This is a genomic window from Paenibacillus sp. HGH0039 (assembly GCF_000411255.1).
Lineage (GTDB): Bacteria > Bacillota > Bacilli > Paenibacillales > NBRC-103111 > Paenibacillus_F.
Genome location: NZ_KE150412.1, coordinates 640767 through 653868 on the forward strand (window position 1 = coordinate 640767; position 13102 = coordinate 653868).

Annotated in this window: 16 protein-coding genes; 7 read left to right on the forward strand and 9 right to left on the reverse strand. The window is 55.1% G+C overall.

Annotated features, from left to right (window positions below; genetic code table 11):
- Genes HMPREF1207_RS02545 through HMPREF1207_RS02555 form a run of 3 tightly spaced genes read left to right on the forward strand, consistent with a single transcriptional unit; the run spans position 1 to position 2527 of the window.
- Positions 1-1188, forward strand: coding sequence for a Ger(x)C family spore germination protein (locus HMPREF1207_RS02545; protein ID WP_016423430.1), 1188 nt, complete (start codon positions 1-3; stop codon positions 1186-1188).
- Positions 1185-1397, forward strand: coding sequence for a hypothetical protein (locus tag HMPREF1207_RS02550; RefSeq protein WP_009672901.1), 213 nt, complete (start codon positions 1185-1187; stop codon positions 1395-1397). The genes HMPREF1207_RS02545 and HMPREF1207_RS02550 overlap by 4 nt, the downstream gene beginning before the upstream one ends.
- A 20-nt stretch (positions 1398-1417) precedes the next feature.
- On the forward strand, positions 1418-2527 hold the full coding sequence (locus tag HMPREF1207_RS02555; RefSeq protein ID WP_009672743.1) for a GerAB/ArcD/ProY family transporter: 1110 nt from the start codon (positions 1418-1420) through the stop codon (positions 2525-2527).
- Between the two features lie 110 nt (positions 2528-2637).
- On the opposite strand, the gene HMPREF1207_RS02560 is transcribed toward HMPREF1207_RS02555, so the two are convergent.
- The 5 genes from HMPREF1207_RS02560 to HMPREF1207_RS02580 form a co-directional block, all read right to left on the reverse strand.
- Positions 2638-3921: an N-acetylmuramoyl-L-alanine amidase gene (locus HMPREF1207_RS02560; RefSeq protein WP_009672913.1), complete on the reverse strand. Its 1284-nt coding sequence runs from the start codon at positions 3919-3921 to the stop codon at positions 2638-2640.
- Positions 3922-4130: 209 nt separating this feature from the next.
- A complete protein-coding gene (locus HMPREF1207_RS02565; RefSeq protein ID WP_009672786.1) occupies positions 4131-4727 on the reverse strand; it encodes a nitroreductase family protein in 597 nt (198 codons plus the stop codon).
- Between the two features lie 175 nt (positions 4728-4902).
- On the reverse strand, positions 4903-6159 hold the full coding sequence (locus tag HMPREF1207_RS02570; RefSeq protein WP_009672679.1) for a multidrug effflux MFS transporter: 1257 nt from the start codon (positions 6157-6159) through the stop codon (positions 4903-4905).
- A 205-nt stretch (positions 6160-6364) separates the two neighbouring features.
- The gene (locus HMPREF1207_RS02575) at positions 6365-7447 is read right to left on the reverse strand and encodes a lactonase family protein (RefSeq protein ID WP_009672842.1); all 1083 of its coding nucleotides are present in this window, start codon (positions 7445-7447) and stop codon (positions 6365-6367) included.
- Between the two features lie 186 nt (positions 7448-7633).
- The gene (locus tag HMPREF1207_RS02580; RefSeq protein ID WP_009672915.1) at positions 7634-8494 is read right to left on the reverse strand and encodes a DUF421 domain-containing protein; all 861 of its coding nucleotides are present in this window, start codon (positions 8492-8494) and stop codon (positions 7634-7636) included.
- A gap of 206 nt (positions 8495-8700) precedes the next feature.
- On the opposite strand from HMPREF1207_RS02580, the gene HMPREF1207_RS02585 reads away from it, so the two are divergent.
- Both HMPREF1207_RS02585 and cdaS read left to right on the forward strand, forming a co-directional pair.
- Positions 8701-8907: a DUF1657 domain-containing protein gene (locus tag HMPREF1207_RS02585; RefSeq protein WP_009672906.1), complete on the forward strand. Its 207-nt coding sequence runs from the start codon at positions 8701-8703 to the stop codon at positions 8905-8907.
- A gap of 167 nt (positions 8908-9074) precedes the next feature.
- Entirely contained in the window at positions 9075-9692 is a 618-nt protein-coding gene (gene cdaS / locus HMPREF1207_RS02590) for a sporulation-specific diadenylate cyclase CdaS (RefSeq protein WP_009672689.1), read from the forward strand.
- A gap of 197 nt (positions 9693-9889) precedes the next feature.
- On the opposite strand, the gene HMPREF1207_RS02595 is transcribed toward cdaS, so the two are convergent.
- Complete coding sequence (locus tag HMPREF1207_RS02595; RefSeq protein ID WP_170318620.1) at positions 9890-10303, reverse strand: DoxX family protein; 414 nt, start codon at positions 10301-10303, stop codon at positions 9890-9892.
- A gap of 73 nt (positions 10304-10376) precedes the next feature.
- Complete coding sequence (locus HMPREF1207_RS02600) at positions 10377-11144, reverse strand: DODA-type extradiol aromatic ring-opening family dioxygenase (RefSeq protein ID WP_009672899.1); 768 nt, start codon at positions 11142-11144, stop codon at positions 10377-10379.
- A 148-nt stretch (positions 11145-11292) separates the two neighbouring features.
- Here HMPREF1207_RS02600 and HMPREF1207_RS02605 point away from each other — a divergent pair, with 148 nt between their 5' ends.
- Together HMPREF1207_RS02605 and HMPREF1207_RS02610 are read left to right on the forward strand one after the other, a co-directional pair.
- Positions 11293-11607 carry a winged helix-turn-helix transcriptional regulator gene (locus HMPREF1207_RS02605; RefSeq protein ID WP_009672690.1) on the forward strand — a complete coding sequence of 105 codons (315 nt, stop codon included), beginning with the start codon at positions 11293-11295 and terminating at the stop codon, positions 11605-11607.
- A 104-nt stretch (positions 11608-11711) separates the two neighbouring features.
- Positions 11712-12134, forward strand: coding sequence for an Rrf2 family transcriptional regulator (locus tag HMPREF1207_RS02610; RefSeq protein ID WP_009672853.1), 423 nt, complete (start codon positions 11712-11714; stop codon positions 12132-12134).
- A 92-nt stretch (positions 12135-12226) separates the two neighbouring features.
- Here HMPREF1207_RS02610 and HMPREF1207_RS02615 read toward each other — a convergent pair whose 3' ends face one another.
- Together HMPREF1207_RS02615 and HMPREF1207_RS02620 are read right to left on the reverse strand one after the other, a co-directional pair.
- Positions 12227-12466, reverse strand: coding sequence for an AzlD domain-containing protein (locus HMPREF1207_RS02615; protein ID WP_009672697.1), 240 nt, complete (start codon positions 12464-12466; stop codon positions 12227-12229).
- Positions 12467-12542: 76 nt separating this feature from the next.
- Entirely contained in the window at positions 12543-13013 is a 471-nt protein-coding gene (locus tag HMPREF1207_RS02620) for a MarR family transcriptional regulator (RefSeq protein ID WP_231392053.1), read from the reverse strand.
- Positions 13014-13102: the final 89 nt, after the last annotated feature.

Sequence of the window (13102 nt, forward strand, 5' to 3'; positions counted from 1 at the left end):
ATGCGAATAACGGCAAGATTAGCGGGAATCCTTCTCTCCCTCCTTCTCCTTGCGGGATGCTGGTCCTCGGTTGAGTTGAACGACCGGGCATTCGTGAGGATGGTGATGGTCGACAAAACCGATGACGGATACGAGCTTGTGCTGGGCATGCCCTTGGCGAACCGGTTGATTCCCGGTGAAGTGGGAGGTTCCTCCCAATCGGGGCGTGAGCCGTTTACGTACTTTTCCAAGATCGATTCGAATCTGAGCGACGCCTTCCGTAAAATCCAGAACGATCTCTCGCGGAAAATTACATTCGGACAGACTCGCGTCGTCATTATCGGAAATCGGTACGCCGAGGAAGGTATCGGATCGCTGCTGGATCTGATAGCCCGGGAACCGAGAGTGCACATTAATGCGAACTTGTTCGTGACGCACGGTAGCGTCGATAAAGTTATCCAGCTCCCTCTGACCATGGAACGTTTCCCGTCCGACATTTTCTATGCCTACGGCAGACGTAAAATAGCGACGACCATCAATTTCAAAGATATCTTGAAAGCCCATTACATGGGGGGAGATTTTCTGGCTACTCGCCTGGTTTTCGGTAAAATGGGCATTATGAACGAATCCAAAGAGGAATATTGGATGGGTCCCGACGGAGCGGCTGTATTCAAAGGGGACAAGATGGTCGGCTCACTGCCGGGCAAAAACGCCGCAGGAGCTTTGTGGATACAGGGCAAGCCCGAAACACGGGAGATTACGGTGCCTTCCCCGACGGACGGCAAAGTCGTCAGCCTGCTCGTCGAACGGAATTCGACCCGAATCCGGCCCGAGCTGACGGGAGATGCCCTTACTTACAACATTCATGTCAAAACGGATCTGGATATCGTCGCTTCTTACTCCAACATTAATTTAAAGGATCACAAGCAGCTCAAAGAAATGGAGAAAAGTGTGGAAAACAAAATCAAGGAGGATGTCGAGCACTCGATCCAGCTGACTCGGCAAATGGGAACCGACGCGTTTCAACTGAACCGCTATCTGGAATGGAGATATCCGAAGGAATGGAACCGGATCAATAAAGAGTGGAATGAACTATTCAGCAAAAAAGTCAAGATCCAGTGCACGTCCGACGCCATCATCCGGCGGATCGGAGTAGTCAAGAAAACGTTCACCGGAGATCCGCAAAAAGACAAGGAGGTTTCGAAATGATTACGGTCCTGGTGACGTACGCGATTGTCATGCTCATTCAATGGAGATACCTGGTGCGCTGCGGAAAAAAGAAACGGACCTTCTCCGTTTCTTTAAGCGTAACCGGCGGCCTTTGCGCCTGCGTGCTGCTTCTCCATCATTCGAAGAACGGAGAAACGTTGGTCGAATGGCTCGAAATCATATTCGGTTCCTTGCATGTGACGTCTTAAACCCGCTGAAGGAGGCTATCATGGACAAAATAACGCCTTTGCAGACTTATATGCTGTTCACCCAGTATCTTCTCTCTACGCTGGTCAGCTTTCTCGCGGCGCCTCTTATCCAGAATGCGGGATACTCGGTCTGGATTCCCGTTATTGCCGGCAGTCTCCTGGGAGGAGTTCTCACTTACCTGGCTTACAAATTAGGCTGCCGCAGACCCGGACGCTACATGGCGGAGTATGGCCGGGAAATTATCGGACGGCCTCTGCATTATTTGTTGGTCCTGTTTATGGCGTTCGTTTATTTGTTTACGGCCGCGCTTGTGCTGAGGCAATTGACCGATTTTATCGTCGAAATTTACCTCCCGGGCACTCCCCTCTGGGCCGTGGCCGGCCTGCTCGGCCTATGCACGACGAGGCTTGTCCACTCGGGTGTCACGAACATTTTCCGTTCAGGCCAAGGTGTTTTTTTCGTGGCACTGGCTCTGGTTGTACTTATCGCCGTTGCTTCCTGCCAAGATATCGTCCCCTATTCGGTCGTTTCACTGGTCACCAACTTTGACGGACGCGGCATTTTTAGCGCAACGGCTATGATTACGGGCCTTTTCGGAGAAATGACGTTTATCGCGCTGTTTTTCCCCAAGTTTAAGGAAACAGGCCGGACGATGAAGGCGCTGGTATGGGCTATCGTCACCGCCGCAGTGCTGACATTGGGGAATCTGATTCCGATGGTGCTCCTTTTCGGGCCTTCCCTGGCAGCCAATCTGACCTACGCCAACCTGGAAATGACGCGGTACATTCAGCTCGGCAATTTTATCCAGAACATGGACCCGATCCTCATCCTCATGTGGTTGTTTACGCTGCTCGTCAAAATCAGCCTCTTCCTGTATATCTCGGTGATCGCCGTCACGCAGACGCTGAAAATGAAAGATACTCGGCCGCTCACCCTGCCATTCGGCGTTACGGTCGTTTTCCTCTGCCTCTGGATGGTGAATTCCTCCGAGACCCTGGACCGGTTCGCCGGTACGGCCGAGGTGCCCATGATGCTGCTGGCGGAGCTGATTCCCGTCGTATATTTGCTGGTCGACGCGCTCCGGTCCCGCTTCAAAAAACGGCAGCCCGTCCGGGAACCTTCCACTTAATTGCCGACAGATGGCCCGGGCCGGAGAGGCCCCTTTGCTGCTTCCGCACAATAAAAAAGGCCGTGCCCTTTCACCGGACCGGCCTGTTCGCCGCCTCTATTCACACTGCGTTATTGCGTCCCGTCTCCGCTGAGAAGATCGTACAAACGCTTCAGAACAACGGCCTCCGCCCACAAAGGAAGCGGCTCGTCAAGTTTGTCTTTCCACGCCGGATCGGTCAGAAGTCCTTTCTCGTAAAGCCAATCCACGCCTTCTGTTTTCCAGACCGGTATTTCAGGCTGAATTCCCGGATTCAGTCCCATCGCTTTGGCCACCCCGTCTCCTATGGCGTTCGCCAGATTTGTAAGCACATCTGAATTTCCAAGCAGACTGCCGTCGGTAGCGTTATCAATAAACAGATTTTCAAGCAGCACCGCAGACATATCGGTTTCCCGCAATACCGCGAAATCCGCTTCCTTCTTGCCCCGGTCGGCGGCTCCCAGCGTGTTTAAATAATGCACAACCGTATCGTGCACAATGGTGCGCTTCTGTCCCGTCACTCCGCTAGAAGTGCCCGGATAAACATACGATTCGAATCCTTCCCCGCCGCCGGCGTTGATATGGATAGAGACGAAATAAGCCGCTCCCCAGCCGTTAGCCAAGTTTGCACGATCGGACAGGGCGACGAAAACGTCCGTACTCCGTGTCAGTTTGACATTAGCCGCATACTCGTTAACGAGCCGATCCCGGACCTGGAGCGCCAGTGCAAGCGTCAAGTCCTTCTCCAGCAGGCCGCTGCCCGTAGCGCCGGAATCCGTGCCGCCGTGACCGGCGTCGATCACGATAAGCGGTTTAACGGTCGGCACCGGAACCTGATCCGCCGCCGTCATGCCGTCGTACAGCTTCAGGATGGAGTGCCCGTAGGTTTCCCCCGCTTCCAAAGCGGCCTGCAGGCTGGCGTATTTGTTCCGGTCATAGCCGGGAACGGCCCAACGGCCCGCAAGATCCTCCCAGTTCGGCGCGATGCCGCGCGTGACGAGCGTGAACCGGGGATCGACGACCGCTTCTCCTGCCGGAAGCGAGTTTTTGGACGCATAGGCGAAAAGATGCTGAATTTGCGCCGTTACGCCGTCCTTGATCGTCGGGAAGCTGTTGCCGGGAACTCCCCCCGTCGCTCCGATACCGGCAAAGTTGTTCTGCTCGGGTTTGACGTCTCCCCCGAACCTGAACCAATTCGTCTCATGAATGGACTGGGCGACGGCGGCATCGCCGCGGACGCCGTATTTGGCTCCCACGGTTAGAAATTGCCTGGCTATTTCCGGGTTGAAGGACGGATTGACCTTGCGAATGAATGCTGTGATGACATCAAGCGAAGCTAGTGAAGTGCCCATGATCGGATGCTGGGATACAGCCATTCTCCTCACCTCTTCAACGTCATGTAGGATAGAACAGAATATGCCGGTTTTCCCCCGGCGGTAAGTGTGTATGTCCCATCTGCTTCCAATATAGCTCAAATGCCCTTGTACACGCGAGATAATTCCCCCAAGAAGTCAATAGAACCCGGCAGGCAGACAAAAAAGACCTTCTCCGGGAAGAGAAGGTCTTTAAGGCGAAGCCGAAAGGCTTATTTAAACACTTTCACGCGGTCTTCAAGCGGCTGGAATTGTTTTTCGCCGGCTTCTGCGGCAGGCTTGCCGAAAGGCATTTGAGCTACGAGTTTCCAAGTGGCGGGCACGTTCCATTCGGTGCGCACCGCTTCGTCGACGAGCGGGTTGTAGTGCTGCAGGGTAGCTCCGAAACCTTCGGCTTCCAGACTCGTCCACACGACGAATTGAAGCATGCCGGAAGAATGGTGGGACCAGATCGGGAAGTTATCGGCATAGGCCGCAAATTGCTGCTGCAGCCCTTCCACGACCGCTTGATCTTCGAAGAACAGCACCGTTCCGTAGCCGTTTTTGAAGAGAGTCATTTTCTGGGCGGTTGCTTCGAACTTCTCGCCGTCACCGACGATGCCGCGCAGAATCTCCGTTGTAAGATCCCAGAACTTGTCGTGCTGTTCGTTCAGCAGAACGACCAGTCTCGCGCTTTGGGAGTTAAAAGAAGAAGGCGTATGTTGAACAGCTTCGTTTACCAGTTCTACAATTTTTTCGTCCGAGACGACGGCGTCTTTGCTGATCGCGTAGATCGAGCGTCTGTTTTTTACAGCAGTATTGAAATCCATGATTTCTTAGCCACCTCTTTTTTGTAAGTTGCCTACTTTTATAGTGTAACCTATTTCGAATAAAAAAGCATCTTTTTTTTAGCGGGTGCAAAAAGATTTGATTTAGGCACAAAAAAAGGCTGAATCTCCCGCTTCAACTGTTTGAAGCAAGGAGTATTCAACCTTTTGTATATCGTCAGTGTATGTCCGCCGCCGATTCGGCCCGCTGTCCGCCGCGTGCGGCATGACGCTTGACCATGAAATAATAACAGAGGATAGCGCCAACGTCCGCCGCCGCGATAACGATTCCCATCGGAACGGCCGTGCCGCTCCCCGCGATCCCCACCAGCGGGGCGACAAGCCCGCCGAAAATAAACGACAGCAGGCCGAGCAAAGCCGAAGCGCTGCCTGCGGAATGCCCGTAGTTTTGCATCGCCAGGGAAAATCCCGCCGTGTTCACGATCCCGACGCTCGACACCACAAAGAACAGCGGGATCAGGATGGCCGTAAGTCCGGCTCCGGCAAGAATCATCGCAAGGAGCGTGACGCCTCCGAGACCGGCAATGATCAGGCCGCTGATCAGCAGCTTTGTCTCGCTCACCCTTCCGGCCAGGCGTCCGGCAATCTGACCCGCCAGAATAATGCCCAAGCCGTTGATGGCAAAGAAGAGGCTGAACATCTGGGGCGAAGCGCCGAATATATTCTGGATCACGAACGGGGATCCCGAAATATAAGCGAACATAGCCGCGGCCACCAGGCCCTGCGACAGCGCGTAGCCCATGAACATGCGGTCGCGCAGCAGCGTTTTGAACGTGGCGACCGTCTGCTTGACGCCGCCCTTCGTCCGCCTGCCCGGGGGCAGCGTTTCGGGAAGGCCCTTCCAGGATGCGAGCAGCATGACCACGCCGATCAAAGCCAGCACGATAAACACGCCCTGCCAGGAGGTGAACTGGAGCAGCTGCCCGCCCGCTATGGGCGCAAGGATCGGCGCCACTCCGTTAATGAGCATGAGGAGCGAGAAGAACCGCGTCAATTCCGGTCCGCTGTACATATCCCGCACAACCGCTCGTGACAGCACGATCCCCGCAGATCCGGCCATCCCCTGTATGAAGCGGAGCACGATAAGCCCCCAAATGGAAGGCACGATAGAGCAGAGCAGAGATGCGGCCGTATAAATGGCGAGGCCGATCATAAGCGGCCCCCGGCGGCCTTTGATATCGCTGATGGAGCCTGCAAACACCTGCCCGATGGCGAGGCCAAGCAGACAAGAGGTCAGGCTCAGCTGAGCCAGCGAAGCCGTCGTATGCAGATCGTCCGCCAGCCTGGGAAGCGCCGGCAGATACATATCCAGCGACAGCGGTCCGAAAGCCGACAGAGAACCGAGAATGACGGCAAGCGTAAGTTTCCGCGAACGGCCTGCTCCTTCCGCTGCGGCGAGACTGTGGTTACTCATCCGATTCAACCCTATCTTGTAAATTTGGATTGCTTTGTCCGATTCCTACTATAAACGAAAGCTCCCGTAAAAAGAACAACGTTTACTGTAACTTATAAAGTTACAAGCTGTCAACACCCTTCCGGGAATCCCACAGAAAAAAGCGGAACGTCCGCATGCAGACGTTCCGCTTTTCCTTTTCTTCCCGGGCCGGTAACGGCGCCTCTTACAGATAAGCCGGCCGCACGCAGACCGGCTTCGACACCGCGGCCGACTGCCCGGTATACTGCAGCCTGCCGCTGGAGCGGTCTACACGGAACGTCGCGATGTTGTCCGTGTCGCGGTTTGCCGCGATCAGGAACGCGCCGCCCGGCGTCAAGGCGAAGTTGCGCGGATGCTTGCCTTCCGCGGATACATGTTCCACAAGCGTGAGTTTCCCGCTTGCCTGATCCGCCGCGAAGACGACGATGCTGTCGTGGCCGCGGTTGGAGCCGTACACGTATGCGCCGTCTTCCGACACCAGGATCTCGGCGCAGTAGCTCTCGCCCGTGAACCCTTCGGGCAGCGTCGTCACCGTTTCGATCGGCTCAAGCACCCCCGTCTCTTCGTCGTAGCGAAGAGACGTTATCGTGGAGTCCATCTCGTTGATGACGAACGCCAGCTTGCCGCCGGGATGGAACGCCATATGGCGCGGGCCCGCTTCAGGAGGCACGGCGGTTTCGCCATGCGGCTTCAGCACGTTGTTCTCCGTATCCAGGGCGTAGGATACGATGCGGTCCAGCCCCAGATCCGGTACGAACACGAACCGGTTGTCCCGGCTGAAGAAAGCCGAGTGCGGATGAGGCTGCTCCTGGCGCTCGGGATTCGGCCCGTGGCCTTCATGCTGCTTCACGTCGAGCAGTCTGCCGATCGTGCCGTCCGCACGCAGCTCGACGAGCCCGACAAGGCCGCCGTGATAGCTCGCCACGACGAGGTAGCGTCCGCTCGCATCCCTCTGGATATGGCAGGTCGGCGCGTCCACGGTGACAGCATGGTTCATTTCGGTCAAGCTCCCCTGCCCGGGATCAACGGTATACGCGTAAGCGGACCCGGTCCGGGCGCCCTCGCTTGTCGTTCCCTCGGAAATGGCGTAAAGCTTGCGTCCCTGGACATCCAAGTTCAGAAACGTGGGGTTTTTAAGGCCGGATACCTCATCCAGCTTCGTAAGCGCACCCGTTTCTTCATTTAATTCCATCACATACACACCCGGGCCTTCCGGTTCCGCATAAGAACCGACAAAGACCAGCAAACGTTCTCCTTGACCGGACATTACACATTCCTCCTCCTTATAAATGCGTGAAACAAACCGTTATGTAAGTGCTGCGTTTTCCTCCTCTAAATGTACACGCTTCCTGCCGTAAAAATCAAACTTGTTTCCCAAAATAAAAAAACACCCGTACAGGGAAGCTCAATCCCCGCGGGTGCCCGGACACTTCTCGCCTTCGTTCCTCCCTTGCTAGCGGGACAAAAGCGGCTTGATTTCGGAAATCATCTCCTCCATGGACCTGGAGCATTCCTCAAACATCCGTTTGGCTTCCGGATCGTTTGTGGAAAGGCCGAACATCTCGATGTCCGCCTCGCATTTCTTGAGCAGGGCGAGCAAGACCGCTTTTTTCTGAGGCTGGGGAACCTGCAGCTTGTCGTCGAACAAATCGACGTAAAGCTCCCCGTAGGAGTCCACCTGACCCAGAAAAACGTTGTCGATGGTCGCGTCCATCGTTTCCAGCTGCGTCTGGAGCCAGCCCCGGTTGAGACCGATGGCGGCCAGAGGCTCGTCGAGCGCCTTGCCGTCCATAATCACGGCCTGCGGCTCTTCCGCCGGGCCGACTTTAATGCCGAGGTGCTTCGGGGTCAGAGGCTGGTTTTCCTTTTTCAGAAGCACGTTGATCTCCCCGCTTGCTTCCATCACCGCAAATTCGACGTCGGCCGCCTGGAACACGTTTTTCCTGCGCAGGCTTTGCAGCAGATCGTCCGTAGTCAGCCGTTCCTTCTTCAGGTTTTCTTCCATAATCTTTCCTTTTTTGATGAGAATCGTTTCCCGGTTATCGATGAAATCCCGGGCCGCTTTGCTTTTCATCTGGAGAAACCCGATTCCGACGGCGGCCAGAATCCACACGAACAGAGCTATAATTCCCAAATACCAATCGGCGGTGCGGCTCAGCGTTATATAGACGGCCAGGACGGCTGCGGCGACCCCCGTTGTCACTTCAAAGAACGACAACCGGCTGTTCTGCCTCTTTCCGAGCAGCTTGGCTGCGGCCAGTACGATCACGATGACCATCAAGGTCCGTAAAACAACCACGATCCAATCCGGCATAATCCGGTCCCTCCTTCTGTCGTATCTCCTTAAGTTTTATCTTTTCCGGTTCCTAAAAAAGTTGTCCTTTTCCGGGGCGTTTTATTCTTCCGCCGGGCCATCTCGGCCGGTCGATTTCCAGACCTGCGCGTGAATGAAACCGGGGCTGTCCGGTTAGATTACTTTTTGTCCTATCAAAAGATTTTACGGAAAAGGAGGTGTATACGATGACAGTCGGCTCCCAAGTGAAAACTTGTCTGGCTTCCCTGAAAAGCGCGCAAGCGAGCCTGGAAGGGTTTGCCCTGAGCACTCAAAATCAGGAAGCGAAATCGCTGTTCGAAAATGCCGCCAAAACCACCCAGGAAGTCGTCACCCAGGTACAAGGCCGCGTTCAGCAGCTGGAAAACGAAGAACCGCAATATCAAGGCTTCTGACCGTGATCATAAAAGCTTTGCCGGCTCGGGCCGGCAGAGCTTTTTTTGCGTCATTCCCGTTTACGGGAATGCGGGTGGCAGGACTTAGCTGGGGGCTTCCGTGTAATATTGCGCAAGTCTGCAAACAATGAAACCAACTATCGTTGTGCGAAAAGGATGTGTACCCTTTGGCGATCCCTTATGCCGATTGCGATTTTTCACCGATGAAACAGAATTTGAAAGACGATCTGGAGAAGCTGATTCTCCGTCTTCATCGCAGTATTCAAACTTTGGACGAAGAAAATCACTGCATGCTGAGCGAAATTGAAGGCATCAAAGAAAATTTCCTGAATATCGAGTCCCGGGCGTCCACCTTTTACTTGAACTGCTACCTCTCCCCTTTTACCGATAAATATACGGAACTGTCCGTCAGTGTACAAAACTTGTCCAAGCGGCGTCACGGCGCCTTGATCGTCGTTCAGCGCAACGACTCGCTTGACGGGCTGATCCAGCCTGGAGTCGCCATCGGGGCGTCGGTTACGCAGTCCCTGCTGGAATCGCTGTTTTATCCCGGAACGCCGCTTCACGACGGGGCCGTCCTGATCAAGTTCAACGAGATCGTCTCCGCCAAAAACATTCTGCCCCTCTCCCATATCGTCCAGGCGGATCCTAAACTCGGCACGCGGCACCGGGCGGCCATCGGCATCACGGAGCTGAGCGACGCCATTGTCCTGGTCGTTTCGGAGGAAACAGGGCGCGTCTCTTTTGCTTCCAAGGGATACTTGTACCCGATCGTTCCCCGGTAAGGACCGCTTCCGCACGCAAAAAAAACTCAGCATCGCATGGATGCTGAGTGGATTCGGATCGGGCTTGGAAAGCCCGGTAAGCCCCCTTTAGTCGGACCGGTCCATTGGCCTGGACTCGTTTTTGCAGCCAGCCTCTGGCCGGCCCGGTTCGAGCTGCGCTCAGCTTCGCGGCGGTAACGGTTCACCGCCGCTTCGCATCAGCTCTCCGTCTGCCTGGAGCCCGGAAGCAGACTGTCTACCGCCAGATAGCGGCTGCCGGTCAATGCGAGCAGCACGGAGAGAGCGAGAAGCGCCAGATCCAGCTCGAAGCCCGCGGATTGGCCGTTGCCGGTAAACCCGGCGGAAAACTTGACGCTGAACATCGCTCCGATCATCAGCACGCCGAACAGCGCGGCAGCGATCCGGGTTCCGAGGCCGAGAATGATTGCGGCACCCCCTACGGTTTCGATAATAGCCGTTACATACGCAAGAAATCCGGGAAGGCCTATGCTCTCGAACCAGCCGGCGATGTTCCCCAGCCCGCTTTGAAATTTGTCCAGCCCGTGGACCAGAAACGTTACCCCTAATACCAGTCTGACGATCAGCAGACCGATTTCTGTTTTTCCGTTCATCATCAACATCCTCCCATTAATGGTTCTAATTGGTTTTCGGTTTATTCATATGGACTCCGCCCGGAAATCAGAATCAAAACTGCAAGCACAAGTAACTCAAAGTTCCGAATTCGTAACCGCGATAAATCACCCGAGGCGTCCGTTCTACGCTTCCGCTTCCGAGCGCAAGGAACAACGGGACGAAATGCTCCGCTCTAGGCACGGCCATACGGCTGTGGGGAGCCAGCGTTTCATAGCGGAACAGGGTGTCCGTATCCCGCTCCAGCGTGTGCCGGATAAGCCAGTCGTCGAATTCGACGGCCCACGGTTCCGGTTCCTCCTGTCCCCAGTTGACCATCCGCAGATTGTGGACCGTTACTCCGCTGCCGATGACCAGGATATCCTCTTCCCCCAGCCCGCGCAGAGCTTCACCGATAGCGGTCTGTTTATCCGGCGGAAGATAGGGATTGACGGAGAGCTGGATCACGGGGATGTCCGCTTCGGGAAACATTTTGTAGAGCAGCGTCCACGAACCGTGGTCGAGTCCCCTTCCGGAGTCGGCAGCGACTTCGATCCCCCGTTCCCGGAAAAGCCCTTCCAGCCGCGATGCCAGCTTCACGGACCCTTTGGCCGGATAGGCAATCCTATAGAGTTCGTCGGGAAAACCGTAAAAATCGTAAATCGTCTCGTACGTCTCGTCGGTCGAAGTCAAAGTCAGAACCTCGCTCTCCCAGTGAGCCGTAAAAATAACGATCGCTTTCGGTTTCCACTGCTGTCCCAGTTTCCGTAAAAAAGCCGTATACTCCGTATCTTGAATAGCCAGCGCAGGTGAACCGTGGGCTAAAAACAACGAAGGAATCATGGTGCGAGCCTCCTTTAAAGTTTATTAAGTTACTTTTCGTAACCTAGTGTATAATTGTAACTTTATAATGTCAAGCAATTTATTTATTTACTGTTACTATATTTTTATTAGCTAAATGAGCGTATACTGGGGGAAGGAGGGATGCCTAGTGAAGGAATCTAACTTATGTCCCCGCTTTGAAAAAGGAATGCAGCTCATCAGCAAACGCTGGGCCGGCCTCATCGTGTATCAGCTTTTATCGGGACCGCAGCGTTTTTGTACGATAGAATCGAATCTGCCTTTAAGCGGGAAAATCTTGTCCGAAAGATTGAAAGAGCTTGAGCAGGAAGGCGTTATCCGGCGGAATGTGTATCCCGAGACGCCGGTAAGAATCGAGTACTCGCTCACGGAGAAAGGACTTGCCCTGGAGCCGATCATCCGCGGAGTGGAACAATGGTCTTCCGCCTGGCTTCAGCCCGAATGACACACGAGGATTGACAGCGGGAATACGCGTACCTATACTATTTAGATGTTCACATATGCGCGTAAATGATTATCGTCCGCATCTGTTTGACGGAGGTGAGACCCATGACCATCAGCAGCCGCTTTGCCGTAGCCGTTCACATTTTATCGCTGCTGGAGCTGAATAAAGAAGGACGCAACACGTCCGAGTATATAGCCGGAAGCGTCAATACGAATCCGGTCGTCATCCGCCGGATTACCGGCATGCTGAATAAAGCGGGCTTGACCCGGACGAGCCCCGGAGTCGCCGGAGCCGCTCTGGGCCGGACTCCTGCCGAAATCACTCTGCTCGATATTTACCGGGCGGTTCAGGCGGACATGCAGGACGAACTGTTCGCGATGCACGAGAATACGAATCCGGACTGCCCGGTCGGCAAGAACATCCAGAGCACGCTCGAAACCCGGTTCAACCGGGCTCAGCTCGCTATGGAGCGGGAGCTTGCCGGCGTTACCCTGGCCGATATCGTAGCGGACCTCGCCCCCTGCTAATAGCCCGCATGCGGATCGTTCGGGCGGGCTGCTGCCCCCTACGTATTCGCGAAAGCGGATTCAGCAAACAAAAAGACATCCGGACCAGCCGATTAGGCGGGACTTGATGTCTTTTTTTGGTGTGCCTTAGAATAAAATCGGTGTGCGGCCAGTGACAGCATCCCCGCGATCACAGTTCCGAACAGGCTGCGCGTATAAACCGCAACGGCCGGAGCGGGCAGGATGGCGGGCAGGATGGCCGGCAGCTTGTACGCATGATCCGCCGCGGACACCCGGCCGTCTGTCAAGAGAAGCCCTCGGGCCGGCTGCGCAGCCATAACCGCAACCGGCACGTGCCGCAGCTATCGGTCTTCGACGCCCTGGAAAAAGCTGTCGCCGTCCGAACGCCTCTCCGTTTCCGATACCGGCCTATTCGTAATCATGTCTCTCGGACCGGTCGTTCTTACAGCACCGGTCGTCCGGCTTCGGCCCGCTCACGCCGCTATTCGCCTGTTCGAATACGCCGACCATTCGCGAGAGGAACGCATTGATGAGATCCAGCTGCTCCGGCGTATAAGCCTCGCAAACTTCCCGGGTCATATTTCCCAGCGGCTTATATAGCGCCCCGATAGCCTTTTGCTTCTCTCTGACCGGAACGATGATGACGCGGCGGCCGTCGTGAGGGTCTTTTTCCCTGCGCACGAATCCCGCTTGCTCCAGCCGGTCGATCAGAGCCGTGACGGTTCCCGTAGTCAATCCGGTCAGCTTGGCAAGTTCACCGGCCGTGATCGGTCCTTTTTCGTTCAGGATGTCCGCCGTTTTCAAATCGGTATGTATGACCCCTAGGGAATGTGCCGCATTTTGCTGAAAAAGAACGATTCGCGTAGACATTTTACGCATATGACCGATCAGCTCCAGCACTTTCTCTTCTGATTCGGGCAAAACGCTTGACAAGTAAAATTCCTCCTCATAAACTAGAAATTATCTTG